The sequence below is a fragment of the Reinekea thalattae genome, from assembly GCF_008041945.1.
GTDB classification, from domain to species: domain Bacteria; phylum Pseudomonadota; class Gammaproteobacteria; order Pseudomonadales; family Natronospirillaceae; genus Reinekea; species Reinekea thalattae.
The window spans coordinates 1,435,469-1,454,375 of record NZ_VKAD01000001.1; the positions used below are offsets into that span (position 1 = coordinate 1,435,469).

General features: G+C 44.1%; 14 protein-coding genes and 1 tRNA gene. 9 read left to right on the plus strand and 6 right to left on the minus strand.

The genetic code is table 11. From position 1 onward, the window contains the following. Positions 1 to 33 precede the first annotated feature (33 nt). The 5 genes from FME95_RS06580 to rlmF form a co-directional block, all read right to left on the minus strand. Positions 34 to 801: an amino acid ABC transporter ATP-binding protein gene (locus FME95_RS06580; protein WP_147713594.1), complete on the minus strand. Its 768-nt coding sequence runs from the start codon at positions 799 to 801 to the stop codon at positions 34 to 36. 10 nt (positions 802 to 811) lie between these two features. Further along, positions 812 to 1,927 (minus strand): amino acid ABC transporter permease, encoded by a 1,116-nt coding sequence (locus FME95_RS06585; protein WP_147713595.1) that lies wholly within the window; start codon positions 1,925 to 1,927, stop codon positions 812 to 814. 9 nt (positions 1,928 to 1,936) lie between these two features. Next, entirely contained in the window at positions 1,937 to 3,139 is a 1,203-nt protein-coding gene (locus tag FME95_RS06590) for an amino acid ABC transporter permease (RefSeq protein WP_147713596.1), read from the minus strand. A gap of 108 nt (positions 3,140 to 3,247) precedes the next feature. Beyond that, entirely contained in the window at positions 3,248 to 4,312 is a 1,065-nt protein-coding gene (locus tag FME95_RS06595) for an amino acid ABC transporter substrate-binding protein (protein ID WP_147713597.1), read from the minus strand. A gap of 399 nt (positions 4,313 to 4,711) precedes the next feature. Next, entirely contained in the window at positions 4,712 to 5,668 is a 957-nt protein-coding gene (gene rlmF / locus FME95_RS06600) for a 23S rRNA (adenine(1618)-N(6))-methyltransferase RlmF (protein ID WP_147713598.1), read from the minus strand. Between the two features lie 211 nt (positions 5,669 to 5,879). Between rlmF and FME95_RS06605 the strand changes: the two genes are divergently transcribed. From FME95_RS06605 to FME95_RS06645, 9 genes are all read left to right on the plus strand, one after another. Continuing rightward, entirely contained in the window at positions 5,880 to 7,361 is a 1,482-nt protein-coding gene (locus FME95_RS06605) for a DUF3360 family protein (RefSeq protein ID WP_147713599.1), read from the plus strand. Between the two features lie 126 nt (positions 7,362 to 7,487). Further along, a complete protein-coding gene (locus FME95_RS06610; RefSeq protein WP_147713600.1) occupies positions 7,488 to 9,176 on the plus strand; it encodes a tetratricopeptide repeat-containing sulfotransferase family protein in 1,689 nt (562 codons plus the stop codon). Then, positions 9,173 to 9,451 carry a tetratricopeptide repeat protein gene (locus FME95_RS06615; RefSeq protein ID WP_147713601.1) on the plus strand — a complete coding sequence of 93 codons (279 nt, stop codon included), beginning with the start codon at positions 9,173 to 9,175 and terminating at the stop codon, positions 9,449 to 9,451. The genes FME95_RS06610 and FME95_RS06615 overlap by 4 nt, the downstream gene beginning before the upstream one ends. A 17-nt stretch (positions 9,452 to 9,468) precedes the next feature. Beyond that, complete coding sequence (locus tag FME95_RS06620; protein ID WP_147713602.1) at positions 9,469 to 10,854, plus strand: tetratricopeptide repeat-containing sulfotransferase family protein; 1,386 nt, start codon at positions 9,469 to 9,471, stop codon at positions 10,852 to 10,854. Positions 10,855 to 11,144: 290 nt separating this feature from the next. Then, the gene (locus FME95_RS06625) at positions 11,145 to 12,599 is read left to right on the plus strand and encodes a circularly permuted type 2 ATP-grasp protein (protein ID WP_147713603.1); all 1,455 of its coding nucleotides are present in this window, start codon (positions 11,145 to 11,147) and stop codon (positions 12,597 to 12,599) included. A gap of 2 nt (positions 12,600 to 12,601) precedes the next feature. Then, on the plus strand, positions 12,602 to 13,543 hold the full coding sequence (locus FME95_RS06630; RefSeq protein ID WP_147713604.1) for an alpha-E domain-containing protein: 942 nt from the start codon (positions 12,602 to 12,604) through the stop codon (positions 13,541 to 13,543). Between the two features lie 121 nt (positions 13,544 to 13,664). Then, positions 13,665 to 16,232, plus strand: a complete 2,568-nt coding sequence (locus tag FME95_RS06635; protein ID WP_147713605.1) for a circularly permuted type 2 ATP-grasp protein — start codon at positions 13,665 to 13,667, stop codon at positions 16,230 to 16,232. Then, positions 16,229 to 17,116, plus strand: coding sequence for a transglutaminase family protein (locus tag FME95_RS06640; protein WP_147713606.1), 888 nt, complete (start codon positions 16,229 to 16,231; stop codon positions 17,114 to 17,116). Before FME95_RS06635 ends, FME95_RS06640 begins: the two co-directional genes overlap by 4 nt. A gap of 155 nt (positions 17,117 to 17,271) precedes the next feature. Then, positions 17,272 to 18,753: a peptide ligase PGM1-related protein gene (locus FME95_RS06645; RefSeq protein ID WP_147713607.1), complete on the plus strand. Its 1,482-nt coding sequence runs from the start codon at positions 17,272 to 17,274 to the stop codon at positions 18,751 to 18,753. Between the two features lie 2 nt (positions 18,754 to 18,755). Here the strand turns inward: FME95_RS06645 and FME95_RS06650 are convergent. Next, positions 18,756 to 18,832, minus strand: a tRNA-Met gene (locus FME95_RS06650). Between the last annotated feature and the right edge of the window lie 75 nt (positions 18,833 to 18,907).

Genomic DNA, 18,907 nt, shown 5'->3' on the forward strand with positions numbered 1-18,907 from the left:
GGGCTTTTCGTTAATACCAGCAATTAAAGGCGATTAGTGACCTAAAATTTGGCTTAAGAACAGTTGAGTACGCTCGTTCTGAGGGTTCTCGAAGAAATCAACTGGGTTGTTTTCTTCAATCACCTGACCGGCATCCATAAAGATTACGCGGTCGGCAACTTTTTTGGCAAAGCCCATCTCATGCGTTACACACAACATGGTCATGCCTTCATCGGCCAATGTCGTCATTACATCTAACACTTCGGCGATCATTTCAGGGTCAAGCGCTGAAGTCGGCTCGTCGAACAACATAATTTCAGGCTTCATACACAATGAACGCGCAATCGCTACACGCTGTTGCTGACCGCCCGATAACTGACCTGGGTATTTATTCGCCTGATCTGGAATTTTAACGCGCTCTAGATAATGCATGGCGGTTGCTTCAGCTTCGGCTTTCGGGATCTTACGAACCCACATTGGCGCAAGCGTCAGGTTTTCCAAAATTGTTAGGTGCGGGAACAGGTTAAAGTGCTGGAAACACATACCCACTTCACGGCGTACTTCTTCGATGTTTTTAACATCGTTAGTAAGCTCAGTACCGTTAACAATAATTTGACCTTGTTGATGCTCTTCTAGGCGGTTAATGCAACGAATCATCGTTGATTTACCTGAACCAGAAGGACCACAAATAACAATGCGCTCACCCTTCTTAACTTCAAGGTTAATGTCTTTTAGTACGTGAAATTCACCGTACCATTTATGCATTTGATTAATTCGAATGACAATTTCATCCGACAATTCACGTTGAGTAGATTCAGTCATGAGATGTCCCTTAATTTCTATGGCCGGTGTTAAGCACACGCTCTAAATGTTGAGAATAACGGCTCATTGCAAAACAGAAGATAAAGAAGCCGATAGCGGCAAATACATAGCCTTCGATAGTGAAGCCCAGCCATTTTTGGTTAGTTGATGCCAATTGCACCATACCTAGCAGGTCGAACAGGCCGATAATCAATACCAAGGTAGTGTCTTTAAACAGACCGATAAAGGTATTTACGATACCTGGAATCACCATCTTCAAAGCCTGCGGCAAGATAATCAGCAACATACTCTTCCAATAGTTAAGTCCAAGAGCAGCCGCTGCTTCATACTGACCTTTCGGGATAGCCTGTAAGCCACCGCGCACAACCTCTGCCATATAGGCGGAAGAGAATAGAATAACGCCGACCAATACGCGCAATAATTTATCTGGGCTGATGTTTTCCGGTACAAATAACGGAAACATTACCGACGCCATGAACAGCACCGTAATCAGTGGAATACCACGCCAAAACTCAATGAAGATGACACAGAATGACTTAATTACCGGCATGCTAGAACGGCGACCCAAGGCCAACAAAATACCTAGCGGTAGCGAAAGTACAATGCCCGAAACAGCAATCACCAATGTTAGGAACAGACCACCCCAGCGAGATGTTTCAACTTCTTGCAAGCCAAAACCGCCGCCTGCATAGAGATAAAAACAAATGATTGGGTATATGACCAATAAAAAAGCAATTAACGCTAACTTAACCTTGCGAGCAACAAAGCTAAAGAACAGCGGTGCTGCTGCTGCAATTGCCAAGATATAGGATAGGTTAATTCTCCAGACAGATTCTGACGGAAAACGTCCATATAAGAATTGATCGAACCAAACTCGAATAAAGACCCAACAGGCACCTTCTTTCGAACACGCGTCTTTAGTACTGCCAATCCAATCGGCTTTAGCGATAGCCCAATTGAATAATGGTGGTACGTAATTAATAAGCAGCAAGATCGAACAAATCGTTAACAGACTGTTGAACACGCCATTAAATAGATTTTCTTTTAACCAGTACAACACACCAACGGAGTTGCTTGGTGGTGGTAAGCTTGGATGCTGACCGACGGGATGCTTTTGCGTTGTCATATTCTCTCCCTATCTCTCAACTAACGCTTTAGAAGCGTTATACCAGTTCATTAACGACGATATAGTCAAACTCAAGAATAAGTAGACCATCAACGTAATACCCATAATTTCGACTGCCTGACCGGTATTATTTAACGCAGTACCCGCAAATACAGAAACCAATTCAGGATAACCAATAGCCGCAGCTAATGATGAGTTTTTCGTTAGGTTTAAATACTGAGAAGTTAGCGGCGGAATAATCACTCGTAAAGCCTGAGGAATAATCACTAAGCGCGTGGTCCAAGAAGGTTTTAGTCCTAGTGAAAAGGCTGCTTCAGACTGCCCTTTACTCACAGACATAATGCCAGAGCGAACAATTTCTGCGATAAATGATGAGGTGTATATCGCCAAGGCGAAAACTAACGCCGAAAACTCAGGCGTAAGTACCTGACCACCGACAAAGTTCTTGATTCGAGTACCTGCAAGCTCAGGGATATCCCAGCTAATCGGGAAGCCAGTAGCAACAGCAGCCAATAGCGGCAGCAATACTATAAGCCCAAGGGAAGTAAAGAATACAGGGAAACGCTGACCGGTAGCTTCCATGCGCTTTTTAGCCCAAATTTTCAATACAATTGAACCGACAATAGCAAGCACTACCGCCAACACAATCAAACCAAAACCTTGCTCGTACACAGGCGCAGGGAAGAACAAACCACGGTTACTTAAAAAAATCATACCGAATAGGCTATCTGCCTCTTCCGGTTTTTTAAGTGGTCTAAGTACCGCGAAGTACCAGAAAAATAGCTGTAGTAACAAAGGAATGTTACGCAATGTGTCGACATAGATAGCCGCTAATCGTGAAACAATCCAGTTATTTGAAAGACGAGCCACACCAACAACAAAGCCAATGATGGTGGCAAAGAAGACACCAATAATGGAGACCTTAAGGGTATTGAGCAGACCGACCAAAAAGACATCAAAATAGGTAGAGCTAGTATCGAAAGGGATCATTGTCTCTGCGATTCTAAAACCAGCTGCAGTCCCTAAAAAGCCAAAGCCCGAAGAAATCCCACGTGCCTCTAGGTTCACCATGGTATTTCGGATAAGAGTGAATATTACAAAAAGAACCAGCAGCAAGAATACACCCTGAAACGCCAGCGCCCGCTTGTCAGGGTCGCGCCAGAAAGGTGGTTTTGCTGGAGTAGACGATTTGGTTACAGAGGAATCATTCACCAATCTATCTCCCTACATTTTATTTAGCTCAATAAGAGCGATTTATTTTTAATAACGATTGAGCAAAAGACAGGAGGGCGAACGCCCTCCTTTAAGACAAGCCTGCGATTAACGCAATGGCGGCGCGTACATGATGCCGCCTTGGCTCCATAGATTGTTTAGACCACGTGGTAATTCTAGAGGTGCAACGTTGGTTTCCCAAATTTCACCGTAGTTACCTACTTGGCTGATGATGTTATAAGCCCAGTCTGCTTCTAGACCTAGGTTTTCACCAAGTGAACCTTCAACACCTAAGAAACGCTTCTGTGCAGGGCTAGCATTAACATCTGCTTTAGCTGCTGCTACGTTTTCTGAAGTGAAGCCCATTTCTTCTGCTTCGATAGTTGCGAAGATAGCCCACTTAACGATATCAAATAGTTTGTCATCGCCGTGTGCAACTGCAGGGCCTAGTGGTTCTTTAGAAATAATTTCTGGAAGAACAACGTGTGCATCTGGATCTTCTAACTTAGTACGCTGTGCAGCAAGACCTGAAGCATCTGTTGTATAAACGTCACAACGACCTGCGTCGTATGCTGCTACAACTTCGTCAGACTTTTCGAATACAACTGGGTTAAATGTCATGTTGTTGTATGCGAAGTAATCCGCCATGTTTAGCTCAGTTGTTGTACCTTGGTTAGTACAAACAGAAGCACCATCAAGTTCTAAAGCGCTAGTAACACCTAGGCTCTTACGAACCATGAAGCCTTGGCCGTCATAGTAAGTGGTCGCAGCAAAGTTGATACCCATTGCAGTATCACGAGACTGAGTCCAAGTCGTGTTACGAGAAAGCATGTCAATTTCACCAGACTGAAGTGCAGTGAAACGCTCTTTCGCAGAAAGCGGAGTGTATTTAACAGCATCTGCATCGCCAAATAGGGCAGCAGCAGTCGCTCGGCAGAAGTCAACATCTAGGCCAGACCAGTTACCACTTTCATCGGTGTTAGAGAAACCAGGTAAACCCTGAGAAACACCACACTGGATAAAACCTTTTTCTTTAATAGCGTCTAGAGTAGACGTTTCTGCAACTGCTGGAGCACTTTCAGACTGAGCAGCTTCTTCGCTGCCACAACCGACAAGTACTGCTAAAGATGTTAAAGCAACACCTAAAGGTAAACGTGCGACTTTTTTAATCATTTGAGTCTCCTAGAATATGATTTTGTTTGCTACGAACAGGTTAATTACTTACCTGTCAAAATTAAGCAGAACTCAGATTAGCACGGTTAATTTTAAAATCGAAGCTGCTCAAAAGCCGTCAAATCATCGCAATAGAGACAAAGCGCGCCAATATGGTGCACGCCCTCTTATGGGGCAATTTTGGTGCACATCGATGTTGCCATTCAACCTAAAAACCGTCGTTTTCCGGCAATATTTGAATGTCAGCAAATTGTAAAGATGCTACAAGTTATCCAATCGACAGCCGAGTTAGTTTCAGATAACCGATCGAATTAAGCACCTCAAGAATCACGCCAATATCATCGCCAAAACAATAGGCTTTAAACTTATATAAAGTGCATAAAAAGTCATCGATAAAAATCATAAAGTCATCAGCTGCTTAAGCGACTTTGGTGTTTTGAATGTCCACGCTAATAGGCGGCTGTTTTTTTGGCCTTGTGACATTTCAATCACCTGATGCTCAACAGCTCCGGCCTTTTGCAACTGTTTAATCAACGTAGAAACATGCTTGCCATTGGAAATTAATGAGCTAAACCAGCCCACCTGCTGAGCAAAGTTGACACTTTCACTAATCATATTTGATACAAACTTAAGCTCACCACCCTGACAATAGAGTTCACTGGCGCTGCCACCAAAATTACCCGAGGCTTTATCTAACTGATCTCTTTGGCCGCGCCCTTGAGCGTTACGAGCTAAATTATTATTTTTACGCTGCCGAGCCTTTGCCGCTTCGTCTTTCGATTTAAAAAAGGGCGGATTGCAAAGCGTTAACTGGAAATAATCATCGCCTTGAATAACACCCGCAAAGATAGAAGCCGGATCTGACTGACTTCGTAGCTGAACTCGGCTTGCCAAATCATCATTATTGGCCACTATCGTTGCAGCGCACTCAATTGACTGCGGATCCACCTCACTGGCAACGACATGCCAACCATATAGTTGGCTAGCAACAATGGGGTAAATGAGGTTGGCACCAGTACCTATGTCTAACACTCGTACATTAAGCCCTTTAAAGTTCTTTTTATTAGCACTTTGCAATATTAGATCGGCAGCATAATGGACATAGTCTGATCGGCCAGGAATAGGAGGGCAGAGGTAACCCGGCGGAATCTGCCAATAGTCGATACGGTAATAGTGCTTTAGCAAGGCTCGATTCAACTCCAATACCGCCACAGGATTAGAAAAGTCGATGGTTTTCTCGCCTTTAGGATTAACGGTTAAGAACGGCGCCAACTCTTTGTGCGTGGCGACCAGCATGTCCATGTCATAACGTCCTTGGTGCAAGTTACGTACATGTAGGCTATTTTTCGGTTTCAACTATTATTCTCCGAGCCCGAATGTTGATAAGAATCTGCCTATCTGTCGATTGATAAGGCGAGGTTTGAGCAACTTTGTTCTGAGTCTTGACCCGAATCAATATAGTTGTCATGAAATAAAACTACATTTAGCAGCGATTTTTCTGGCGAAATTTACGATTTTTTGTAACAAAGCCAAAATTTACGAAATTAAATTCCCAAATGGAAACCGCATGATGCAAGAAAATACTGGAGCCGAAGTGATCGCTGAAGAAAAAAGCTACGCTGAACTTCATCGTCCCGCTTCCGAATTTAACTCCCGAAGTGATTATCTAGATAATGAACTGATCATTATGAAGCCTCGCCGCTGGCGGCTCAACCTGCCTGGTCGAGATTTCCGCTTTGAAATCGAAGATCTGGTTCCTGCCATCGCCGGTACCATCGGCATTACTGTGATGTACTCCGCAGTGATGACTTCTTGGGCAAACGGCTTTGGCTTAGACGCCAACTTTATTATCGAGAATGTTCGAGTCGAAATGCTGGTTTCAGCGTTCTTCTTCTGCATCATCACTTCTGGCTTTTTAAACCCTCGCGCAAACCTAGCTGGCAACCACGGCCCAATGATCCCATTAATCGGCATGATTGCAGCATCAGGTGCTCACCCACTAGCCTTAGCGATTTTATTGGGTATTTTTGGACTCATACTCAGTATTACCAAAGGCGGTTCACGACTGGTGACACTCACCGGAGACGGCGTAGCAGGCGGGCTATTGGTGTTTTTAGGTTTATCCGGCTCGCTCTCTCAGATCAACTCGCTGATTGACTGGTCTAGTGCCGTTGGCGTTGCACACGTAGGTTTTATCGTACTGTTTGTGAACATCATTCTCTACGCTTACCTCGCTCGCATTGGCAAGCGCTGGCTGGCTATACCAGCCTGTTCAGTCGTAGCCGTTGTCGTCGCTTTGGCCTTAGGTGCGCCGTTTGAGTTTAAAACCTCACCCGGCCTTCCAAACCTAAACCCAGCTTACTGGTGGTTATCAACCGAAACCGGTTGGAAACTTGGCTTACCAAACATGCAGCATTTCATCGCTTCACTACCGTTTGCATTGCTGGCGGTTGCCATGTGGTCTCCTGACTTCTTAGGTCACCGCATCTTCCAAGAGTTGAACTACCCAACTAAAGCCAAAAACACGCTAATGGATGTTGATGACACCATGACAGGTTGTGCCGTTCGACAAATTGTCGGCACTGCATTTGGCGGCGGTAACGTTACCTCGTCTTGGGGGACTTATATGATCCCTGCGGCAATTGCCAAGCGCCCTATTCCTGCTGGCGGTATTTTACTCGGTATTCTATGTATTGTGATTGCGATTGCCGGTTACCCAATGGATATCACGGTATGGCGCCCAGTGATGAGCATCGCACTATTGGTTGGCGTTTTCTTGCCACTGCTAGAAGCCGGTATGCAGATGGTCAAAAATACCAAAGACTCTCAATCTGCAGGCATCACTATCTTTGCCTCTGCAGTCGTCAACCCAGTATTCGGCTGGGCACTTACCATGCTGCTTGATAACAACGGACTGATCGGCGATGCAGAACGAGCTAAAAAATTATCGTTTGCCGACCGAATCATCATCCCGTTAAGCGCCTTTATTATTTCTGGCGTCGCCATGGCAGCAGTGGGCATGTTACCGGGCATTCCCGCACTGCTTTAATAGCGCAGGCAATTACACACACCCTAGAAACGCCAGCAAACGCTGGCGTTTTTTATGCCTTCCAATAAAAAAGAAAGCTTCCTATACTGGCTGTAACATCATTTTAAGTATTGAGCTGATTTAAAGATGACCGAAGCCGCCGCACAACAGACTATAAACCTAGCCTTACAAAAAGCAGAAAACCTAGAAAAGTCAGGTGAAGTTGGCCTAGCTAAAACGCTTTATGAGCATCTAGTCAAGACACTTCCTCATGTTCATCAAGCCTGGTATCGATTAGGCGTTATTGCTGAAAATAATAACCAACTGAAAGAAGCAGCTAAGCTAATTTCAAATGCGTCTTTGGCTAAGCCTGATAACTTTCTCTATCACAGAGAGCTAAACAGAATATATTTAGTAATCGGCGATATCGAGAAAGCAATCATATCTGGTGAGCAAGCAACCGCAACAAATCCAAAAGACTCTAGCAGCTTTTATTATTACGGTGCGGCCTTACAATCAAATAATGATACAAAGAGTGCAATTACCGCATTTACCAAGGCAATAAAACTGAACCCTCAGTTAGCTCAAGGGTTCTACAATCTAGGAGTGTGTTACGGATCTATTAATGACTTCAAGAATGCAGAAAAAAATTATCTGAAATCATTAAGTATCAACCCAAACTCAACAACTGTTGTATACAACTTGGCTGGAACCTATTTAGAAAATGGGAATACCGATGCCGCGATACAGCGATTTAACGATATCTTAAATATTCAGCCCGACCATATGGAATCACACTTCAACCTATCTAGATTGAAAAAATATTCAGGAAATAGCGATAAGCACTTTGAGATATTAAAAAGCCTTTCACGAGAAATTTCACGGTACTCACCAAAAGAGCAAGCTCATTACTGGCTCTCCATTGGAAAAGCTTACGAAGATACTGCCGATATAGAAAGCGCATTCGAGGCATTTCAAACTGCAAATAAAACCTATAGAAAGACCTTCACCTATGATACGAAAAATACAAAAACATTAACAAGCGAATTACAAAAAATCCCTCTAATAAAGCCAGACAATCAGAACTCAGCCTCAAATCATTCTCCGATCTTTATTGTTGGCATGCCAAGGTCAGGATCAACTCTAATAGAACAGATTCTAGACTCTCATTCTCGTGTATCTGGATTAGGTGAAATACCAGATTTTCAAAAATCTATAAATACCGTTCTGAGTAAAAAAGGTATTAATTATTTAGAATTTTTAAAATCAGCAACCAATGAAGACCTAAATCTTATAGGAGAGCAATACATTAACTCTATTAAGTATAAAAATTCAGTTAGTGAGAGACTTGTAAATAAGCTACCGAATAATATTTTTAACGTAGCGCTGATATATAAGATATTTCCAAATGCAAAAATAATACATTCATTACGCGACCCTATGGACACTTGCATGTCTAATTACAAGCTTCTTTTTAACGAACCGCAACCATTTGCGTACGACATGGAAGAGCTAGGGGTATACTGCAGAATATTAGATAACCTTGGTCTATATTGGAGCAATAATTTACCTGATAATTTTTACTATCGCATTGAATACGAAAGCCTAGTTAACAACCTTGAAAATGAAGCAAAAAAACTTATCGATTTTTGCGAGTTAGAATGGGAGCAAAATTGCGTGAAGTTCTATAATCATAAGAGAAAAGTAAAAACCGCCAGCCAACACCAGGTCACTAAACCAATTTACACAACATCGATTAAATCCTGGAAAAAGTATGAACCCTACATTCAGCCGATGATCGACGCCTACAATACTGAAATTGATTACAACTTATGACTCTTAACCAGAGAAATATATCGAGCTACATCGAGAAAGAACTTGCCAAAGGCGCTGAGTTACAACAGGCAGGTAAGTTCGATTTAGCTGAAACTGTTTATAAAGAGCTTTTGATAAAGCATCCTGAAGTGGCTGAAGGCTGGTTTCATCTAGGAATGATTGCCTATCACTTTAAACGACCTGACATCGCTATTCGATTTATTAGTAAAGCAGCACACTTTGATAAAAAAATGCGCAATACCATTGCACGCTTTCTAAAATCGCTAGTGAGCTAGGCGATACAAAAAAAGCTTTGCTACATGGTGAGTACGCTGTTAGGTATGACCCGGAAAAAGCCGTTACTCATTTTTACTACGGTACTGCATTTTTAGGTGAGAAAGAATTTGAACAGGCAGCCGAGCTCTTCAAAAAATCTATTGAACTTGACCCAAACATGGTTCAAGCCTACATCAATTTAGGCAGCGCCTATGGAAACTTAGACCGCCATGACCTAGCTAGAGAAAACTACCTAAACGCTATTAGGCTTGACCCTAATCGATTCAAAGCCCATCTAAATCTTGCGACCTTAGAACTTACGGAGGGTAATATAGAAGAAGCGACTAAGCAGTTTGAAAGTATTATTACATTAAATCCAGATAATTTAAGTGCGCATCGAAACCTTTCTCGGTTAAAAAAATATACCGACGGCGACCCTCATATAGAGATACTTGAAAAAATAAACCCTAACATTCATCGCTACTCAATTGAGGACCAAGTTGATTACTGGTTTACATTAGGCAAAGTCTATCAAGATTTAAAAAACTATAAGCTCGCATTCGAAGCTTTTGATATTGCAAACCAGCTGCATCGCAAAACCTTTAAAACCGATAGCGGTGACTTTTTAGAGTTTTTTGAATTACTAAAAGGTCAATATAGCGAATCAATTTCACACCGAAATCTCGATATCACTCACGATGATACTCCTATCTTTATCGTCGGCATGCCTCGATCTGGTACAACACTGACAGAACAAATTTTAGATTCTCACTCTCAAATATCGGGAGCTGGCGAACTTACTGATCTTCAAGATACTATTTTAGAACTACAAAAAACTGGAGAGTCGCCGGATTTAAATTGGTTAATGAACGCAACGGACGCCCAACTCACGACAATTCAACAGCGCTACCTTGAGCGCTTAAAAAATCGCTACCCAAAAGCAAAAAAAATCGTCAATAAATTACCAGGGAACGCACTCTATGTCGGGCTTATATATCAACTATTTCCTCACGCCAAAGTCATACATGCTATGCGCGACCCTATTGACACCTGCGTATCCATTTATACTCTGAAATTCAGTGAACCTATCGCTTACGCTTACAACTTAACAGAACTAGGTACTTACTGCCGACAATGTGATGATATTATGCAGCACTGGAAGAGTATTCTACCGAATGATTTTATATACAGCCTGCAATACGAATCACTTGTTGAAGACGTAGAAACATACGCACGCGAGCTTATTAATTTTTGCGGACTAGATTGGGAAGACCATTGCGTCGAGTTTTATAATAATAAGCGGGTTGTTAAAACTGCCAGTCAAAATCAAGTTAATAAGCCTATCTATAAGGACTCAGTAAAACGCTGGAAACATTATGAACCTTACCTCCAGCCACTTATCGAAAGTTATTATTCATCCTAACCCTGGTGACTCCTGTCTAAAAACAAATTAGCAACCGAATAGAGTTCAAGAAGTATCATATAGTCAGTTCAACCCTAATCGATTTGCTGACTTAAAACATCAAATGGCTTGATACTTGCTGTATATTTTACGAACGCTTTATCCCCATGCAGACGGTGCATGATAAGTGATCCAACTCTACACTGGGAATGCGGTGACTTCCCATAAACGGGCGTCCAATCAACTCTAGAACAGTGCAGTGTTCAATAATGAGGCGAACTTCCCGCGTTTTCTAAGAAAGCGAGGTATTAATGAAAGGTTTAACGAGCCACTATAACTCGAAAGATTTTTTTGATGAACTGATCGATTCACAAGGAAAACCTCGGCAACCTGCCAAGCAGCTATTCCATTACCTAAATAACTTAACGGAAGACGAATTAGAAAAAAGAAAATTGATGGCTGAAGCAACCGTTCAAGAAATGGGCATCAGCTTTACGGTATACACAGAAGAAGGCAATATCGACAGAGCTTGGCCGTTTGATATCGTTCCACGCACCATCGATGCCAAAGACTGGCGCTTAGCCGATGCCGGTTTAAAACAACGTTTAAAAGCTCTTAACCTTTTTATTGACGATTTATATCACGATCAAAACGTCATCAAAGACGGCATCATTCCTGAACACATCATTAAAGATTCCAAAAATTTCCGGCCAGAATGTGTCGGCGTTTCTCCAGCTCACGGCGTTTGGGCACATATTTGCGGTACCGATTTAGTACGCGCCGATGACGGCGAATTTTATGTTTTGGAAGACAACTTAAGAGTACCTTCGGGCGTCTCTTACATGTTAGAAAATCGCGCCATTACAAAACGTGTATTGCCAGAGCTATTTGAAAACGACCATATTCTACCGATCGATTCCTATACTTCTCAACTGTTTGACACGTTAGTTTCGTTATCTCCTCGTGCTATAGAAAACCCAGAAATCGTTGTCTTAACGCCTGGCATCTATAACTCTGCTTATTTTGAGCATGCTTTTTTAGCCCAACAGATGGGAACAGAATTGGTTGAAGGCAGTGATCTTTTTGTGGCTAGCGATGATTGTGTTTACATGAAAACAATTAATGGCCCAGAAAGAGTCGATGTTATTTATCGCCGTATCGACGATCTCTTTTTAGACCCAGAAGCTTTCGATTCTGATTCCGTGCTGGGTGTTGCAGGCTTAATGCGCGCTTGGCGCAAAGGCAATGTTGCATTGGCGAATGCACCCGGCGCTGGCGTTGCAGACGACAAAGTAGTTTACGCCTATGTTCCAGACATTATTCGTTACTATTTAAACGAAGAACCGATATTAAAAAATGTTGAAACCTTTTTATGCGAGGATGAAGAACAGCGAGCCTATGTATTAGAAAATTTGGATAAATTAGTGGTTAAACCCGCTAACGAGTCCGGCGGCTATGGCATGCTTGTAGGGCCTCACTCAACCAAAAAAGAACAGGCAACATTCGCAGAATTAATCAAAAAGAAACCTCGCAACTACATTGCGCAACCGACGTTAAAACTGTCTACCTCACCAACGCTTGTCGCCAAAGGCACACTCGAACCAAGACACTTAGATCTTCGACCTTTTATTTTACAGGGTAAGGATATTCATGTGACTACCGGTGGATTAACACGCGTCGCCATGAAAAAAGGTTCGCTAGTGGTTAACTCATCTCAGGGCGGCGGCAGCAAAGATACCTGGATTGTCGATACGGAGGCTAAATAATTATGTTATCAAGAGTTGCAGAACGCCTCTATTGGAGCGCACGCTATTTAGAACGAGTTGAAAATACCGCGCGACTCATCAGTGTTTATGATGAACTATTATTTGACTTACCTCGGGATATAGAAATTTCTTGGTACAATTTAATCGAAATTATCAGTGGCGAAGAAGAATTTGAAAATCGCTATAAGGTTAAAGACGAACGTAACGTTGTGAAGTTTTTGTTAGCTGATGATTCCAACTCAAGTTCGGTACTGTCATCATTAAAAATGGTGCGTGAAAATATCAGAACAACGCGCGATGTTGTGCCTGAAGAAATGTGGGAATTAATAAACGAACTCGACCTTTATGTCACCAGCAATATCAAGCAGGGCATTAACCGTTCTGATCGTCATAGCTACCTAAATACCATTATCGAAGGCTGCCAAAAAGTGATTGGCTTGCTGGCGGCAACCATGAGTCGAGATGCCGGTTGGCATTTTTTAATTATGGGGCGCTACCTAGAGCGAGCCGACATGAACACTCGAATTCTCGATGCGGCAACCAAACTTATTTTGCAATCTAAAAAGGATAAGAGCGTGCGGCTTGGCCAAATTGTTTGGTCCAAAGTACTGCGTTCACAGAGTGCTTACTTAGATTATCGACGCACCATGCGAACCTCTATTAACGGTGCAAAAGCGGCAACCTTTTTAATTAAAGATGCTTATTTCCCGAGAACACTGGCCTATTGCTTTAGCCAAATTCGTGAATCTGCGGAGCAGCTACCTCAAGGCGAAAATAACATTAAGGGAGATATTGATCGGCTCAGTAATGGTCATTATCGCATTGAAAGCTCTCATGACTTAAATGAGCACTTCAGTGAATATCTCAATGACATTCAGCTAGACATTATTAAAATCAACCAACAAATTACCGAGAATTGGTTTAACTTTCATCTAGCGGACTAAGCTGATGCCTTACCTATTGGTGATGAGCAAACAGTACTAAAAACTGTATAACGGTACCTTATTTTCATCTATTCATATCAGAAGATGTGGTACCTTTGCGAACCCTTATTTTGGACTTCCGATGACTATGGATATCGAGTCTGGCTCGTTTAACAATCCGCTAACGGCGCTGCTGTATGATCAGCCAGCGCACGCGTATGATGAAGCCTTTACCGACCAACGCAAAGCTCGCGAGCATTGGCGTTACCTATTGCATCGCCTGCAAGAATTAGGCGATGAAGGTATTCTAATGCGCCAACAACGAGCGCAGCATATTCTTCGTGAAGACGGCGCCATCTACGACCTGACCAGCGACCACCAAACCGCTGGGCCTCGTGTCTGGTCTTTGGATATCTTGCCGCACCTGATCAGCCATGCCCAATGGGCCGAAACCGAGCGAGGCCTAGTGCAGCGTTCAACCCTGTTCGACGCTATATTTAAAGATTTATACGGCGCACAAGAACTGATCAAAAGCGGGACTCTACCTGCCGCTGCAATCTTTAATAATCCGAGCTTTTTAAGGCAATGCCACGGCATAAAAACGCCCGGCCAGCACCAGCTGCTCTTGCATGCTGTGGATATGGTAAAAGGCAGTGACGGTCACTATCGAGTACTCACCGACCGAGCCCAAATTCCGAGCGGTGCAGGCTATGCATTGGAAAACCGAACGGTTATGTCACGGGTGATGCCTAACATCTATCGCGACAGTCAGGTGCGTCGACTAGCGCCATTTTTTCAGTCAATGAAGACCATGTTGTCGTCTCTGGCCGGCCACTGGACAGATACACCCAACATCGTCATTTTAACGCCCGGCGTATACAGCAGTAATTATTTTGAACAGGCTTTTTTGACCAACTACCTCGGCTATCCATTAGTGCAGGGACGCGATCTCACCGTCCGCAATGGCTCGGTATGGATGAAATCGTTAAATGGTTTAGTACGCGTCGACGTCATCGTGCGCCATGTCGATGACGACTATTGCGATCAGGCCGAATTACGTACCGACTCACTACTCGGCGTCGCCGGTTTGCTCGAAGTCGCCCGTGCTGGCAATGTTGTGCTGGCCAATCCTTTAGGCAGCGGCCTGTTAGAAGCGCCAACATTACATAAATACCTGCCCGATATTTGCCAATTTTTATTAGGTGAACCACTCATCACGCCATCAGTCACGACCTATTGGTGCGGCGATGCAGACGATCTCAACTATGTGCTGGCCCACTTGGATCAGCTGATCATTAAACCGGTATCGCGCAAATATCACGAACGCAGCATCTATGGTCATACTCTAGATAAACAGGCACTGGCCGAGGTTAAATTACGTATTCAGCAACAACCGCAGCTGTATGTCGCTCAAGACTATTTAACCGGCTCCATGACGCCAGTTTGGCAAGAAAGTAGATTAACTGCCAAGCCCAGTTTATTACGAACCTTTACCTGCGCCAGTGAGCAAGGCTATAAACTGATGCCCGGAGGCTTATTACGCACCGGCGATGCGGCCTCAGGAATGATCGCTTCGAACCTTTCTATGTCTAACACTAAAGACACCTGGGTGCTGGCCGAAAAACCTGAGCAGCCGATGTCGTTGTTGCAGAACAAGCCCGCACCGCAAGCTGCGATGCAGGGCAATATTCCCAGCCGCGTTGTCGAAAATTTATTTTGGATGGGTCGCTACGCCGAACGTATCGAAATGAATGCGCGCATGTTGCGTACGCTATTTAATAAATTGCAGGGGCTGTACCCTCTGTCATTAGAAAGTCGGCGGCTGTTATTGCAATCTATCTCGATACAAACGCAATGTTCACTGCAATTACTCAGTGCCGATGATGACTTACTCAATCAGCCAGATATGGCTCTGGCGGCAATCATCACCAACGGTCAACAACCCGGCTCGGTGAAGTCCGACCTCTATGCCTTACTCAACTGCAGCGAACAGGCCAAAGAGCGGTTGTCTTCTGATTCACGAATCATCGTCAATGGTTTGTACGATCAAATACATCAGCTCGACCAAGCCTATCAATTTGGCTTACCACTGGCCCCAGAAGAGCCGTTAAACCATTTGGTAACAGCCTTACTGGCATTAGCAGGGCTGTATCATGAAAGCACGTTACGCGGTCAATCTTGGTCGTTCCAGCAAATAGGACGTTGCACCGAACGAGCCTTAAAAACCGCAACACTGTTAAGAGCGTCGCTCAGCTATCCGTTAGCAGAAGCACATCAACAAGAGGTTTTAGAGTCGATCCTACTCAGCTCTGAAGCACTCATCTCATTCCACCGGCGCTATAAAAACTACGCCAACCTCGCCGATGCCTTGGAACTTTTAATTACCGACAAAAGCAATCCTCGTTCATTGATGTACCAGTTTGAACAGCTCAATCAATGCGTCGTGCAATTGCCACGCAGTGCGCCCAATCAGGGAGTCAGCACGGAGTACAAACTTATTCAAAGCTGCTTAATCGACATCAAACATGCCGATCTCGATAAGCTGGCAAGCATCGACAGCGATGGCAATTATCGTGAACAGCTTAATCAATTTATGTCATCTTTAATCGAGCGGCTCGAGCAATTAACCACGGTCATCAGTGACAAGTATTTCGATCACACCACCGAACCTCATAAGCTTGTACATTCGAGCCGAGGGCCCGCTTTATGAAATACCAAGTTCGTCACCTAACCCAATACGACTACAGCGCACCTGTGAGTCTGTGCTACAACCGCGCGCACCTGATTCCCAGAGACACGCAAACACAACATTGCTTAGACCACCAAATCAAAATAACACCAGAACCTGCATACCAACGTGGTGGCAAAGACTATTTTGAAAACTTCACGTTGTATTTTTCAATTGAAGAGCCACACTCGACACTGGCCATTGAAGTGATCAGCGATATCGAAAGACGACCTATCGATACTAGCCAGTGGCTGCCCTTTCAAGAATTGACCTGCGGCCAATTACGACAAACGCTGAGCCAAGCTGACAGCCCTGAATTACGACTGGCACAGGAGTACCTGTTTGATTCAACCCACATTCACCGCTCGCCATTATTGCAACAGTATTGCGAAGATATTTTCGCCGATGATCGCCCTGTCATAGCGGCCTTACAGCAGCTCACCGAAAAAATATTCCATGAATTCACCTTTGATGCCAGCGCTACCAACGTCGCAACGCCTATCGAGCAGGTTTTGCAACAACGCAGTGGCGTGTGCCAAGACTTTGCTCATCTAGCGATTGGCTGCTTGCGCTCGGTCGGTATTCCAGCACGCTACATCAGTGGCTATTTAGAAACCCTTCCACCACCGGGTGAAGAAAAACTCGTCGGTGCCGATGCCTCTCACGCTTGGTTTGCCGCCTTTATCCCCGAGCTCGGCTGGTTAGAATTTGACCCTACCAACAACATTCTGCCCGATGAACAACATCTGACCACCGCCTGGGGGCGTGATTATGCCGATGTGACGCCGTTACAAGGCGTTATTTTTGACGGCGGTGATAGTCAATATATGAGCGTTTCTGTCGACGTTAAACGACTCGACGACTGACCAAACCCACTTGCTGAACTCAGCAACGTCATGGCATATTTTTACGCCCAAATAATACTAATCAATTTGACAATCTAAAATATAACAAGGACTATAACCAGCGTTAGACACTCAAACTTTGCTAAACACAACGCACTGATAAGAGGGTAAACGTTATGAACCATCTGACTGATTTAGGCTTAATTGCAGAAACTATTGGTCGGCAACCGACCACCGTCGTCGTTTTGCCCAGCATATCCCTCGGTTATTTAACGCGCCGCTTTCGGCCCGACCTAGATAACTTTGAAGAAACCTTTTTGTTCCATCTATTTTGGCTAGCCAAATCCAATATCGAACTGATTTTTATTTTTACAGAAGGCTTCGATAAACACCTAATCGATCATTCACTCTATACCGTGGCTCAACATCTTAATACGAAACAATCATCGTTGCGCAGCCGTATTCAAATCCTTACCGTGCCTTCCTCTCAAGAAGGACTCAGCGCCAGCCTTTATCAATCGCCACAACATCTTGAACAGTTAGCAACGCTATTAAATCACCGCCAGGCTGTTATTTCGGCTTGGCAGGTCGGCCACTATGAAATTTCCGTAGCACAAGAATTAGATTGCCGATTACTTTCCGGCAACGCCGCCTGTGCTAAATACGATAATAAATCAGCAGGGCGGAAACTGGCGCAGGCCGCTGGCGTGGCAACAGCAGTGGGTGTCGAAGATATTTACTCTCTTACCTGCGCACAGAAACAGATGAGCCTGCTAGCAAAGCAGGCAGCGGCTGGCAGAGAATTTATTCTAAAGCTCAATAAAGAAGACGGCGGCAGCGGTATCGGCTACCTCAAGCTCGATCAAAGTCTCAATAACATCGAACAGCTGACCATCAGCAAAAACATTCCGAAAGCCCAATTTGAACAACAACTCGCCGTGCAAGGCGCTGTTCTTGAGCAAATGATTGTTGCCGACGTGATCGCGGTGCCAAGCATTAAGCTGTTTATTTCCGACAGCGGAGAAGCCCAAGTATTAGCAACACACGACCAATTAGAAGATGCCGAAGTCTACCTCGGCGTACACTTTCCAGCCAACGCCGCTTACCGTAATGAGCTGATTCAGCAAGGTTTAAAATTAGCGAAACAGTGCTGTAAGGTTGGTATTCGCGGTCTATTTTCGATTGATTTTTTAGCCAAGCACAACCCAACCACCGGCACTTGGCAACTGTATTTTTTAGAGCTGAACTTACGCGCCAGCGCAACAACTCATCCTTATTTTTGGACCAAGTACTTAACCGGCGCGCAGTATAATAACGACAGTGGGCATCTAGAAAAAAATGGTGAACAATTTTTTTATAACGCTTACGAACACTTCCAGCATCCGCTATTAAACACAATCGATACACAAAAAATTATTCGAGCCTGCCACGAACAGGGACTCAGTTACTGCCGCCAAAAACAAACCGGCGTACATCTGCATATGCTCAGCATGATTAACGCCTTTAATCGATTCGGCGCAACCATCATCGGCACCAGCCAACAACAGATCGAAGAACTCAGCACCGAGTTAAATACACTGATACAAAAACTCTGTGAACAAACCGAAGGGCACTTTTCGACAGACGAAAAAAAACCAGCTAAAAAGCTGGTTCTTTAATTTGGTAGCGGGGGCCGGATTTGAACCGACGACCTTCGGGTTATGAGCCCGACGAGCTACCAGGCTGCTCCACCCCGCATCAACTCGTTTAGACTGGCTTTGGCTTGGTGCTCAATGCCTGTCAACGGAGCGGTATATTAATGATTGAGCCGTT

What these genes read in the sequence shown, in the direction of transcription:
- FME95_RS06580 (WP_147713594.1), bottom strand. Translation starts at nt 801, where the DNA reads ATGACTGAATCTACTCAACGTGAATTGTCGGATGAAATTGTCATTCGA.
- FME95_RS06585 (WP_147713595.1), bottom strand. Translation starts at nt 1,927, where the DNA reads ATGACAACGCAAAAGCATCCCGTCGGTCAGCATCCAAGCTTACCACCA.
- FME95_RS06595 (WP_147713597.1), bottom strand. Translation starts at nt 4,312, where the DNA reads ATGATTAAAAAAGTCGCACGTTTACCTTTAGGTGTTGCTTTAACATCT.
- FME95_RS06605 (WP_147713599.1), top strand. Translation starts at nt 5,880, where the DNA reads ATGATGCAAGAAAATACTGGAGCCGAAGTGATCGCTGAAGAAAAAAGC.
- FME95_RS06610 (WP_147713600.1), top strand. Translation starts at nt 7,488, where the DNA reads ATGACCGAAGCCGCCGCACAACAGACTATAAACCTAGCCTTACAAAAA.
- FME95_RS06615 (WP_147713601.1), top strand. Translation starts at nt 9,173, where the DNA reads ATGACTCTTAACCAGAGAAATATATCGAGCTACATCGAGAAAGAACTT.
- FME95_RS06625 (WP_147713603.1), top strand. Translation starts at nt 11,145, where the DNA reads ATGAAAGGTTTAACGAGCCACTATAACTCGAAAGATTTTTTTGATGAA.
- FME95_RS06630 (WP_147713604.1), top strand. Translation starts at nt 12,602, where the DNA reads ATGTTATCAAGAGTTGCAGAACGCCTCTATTGGAGCGCACGCTATTTA.
- FME95_RS06635 (WP_147713605.1), top strand. Translation starts at nt 13,665, where the DNA reads ATGACTATGGATATCGAGTCTGGCTCGTTTAACAATCCGCTAACGGCG.
- FME95_RS06640 (WP_147713606.1), top strand. Translation starts at nt 16,229, where the DNA reads ATGAAATACCAAGTTCGTCACCTAACCCAATACGACTACAGCGCACCT.
- FME95_RS06645 (WP_147713607.1), top strand. Translation starts at nt 17,272, where the DNA reads ATGAACCATCTGACTGATTTAGGCTTAATTGCAGAAACTATTGGTCGG.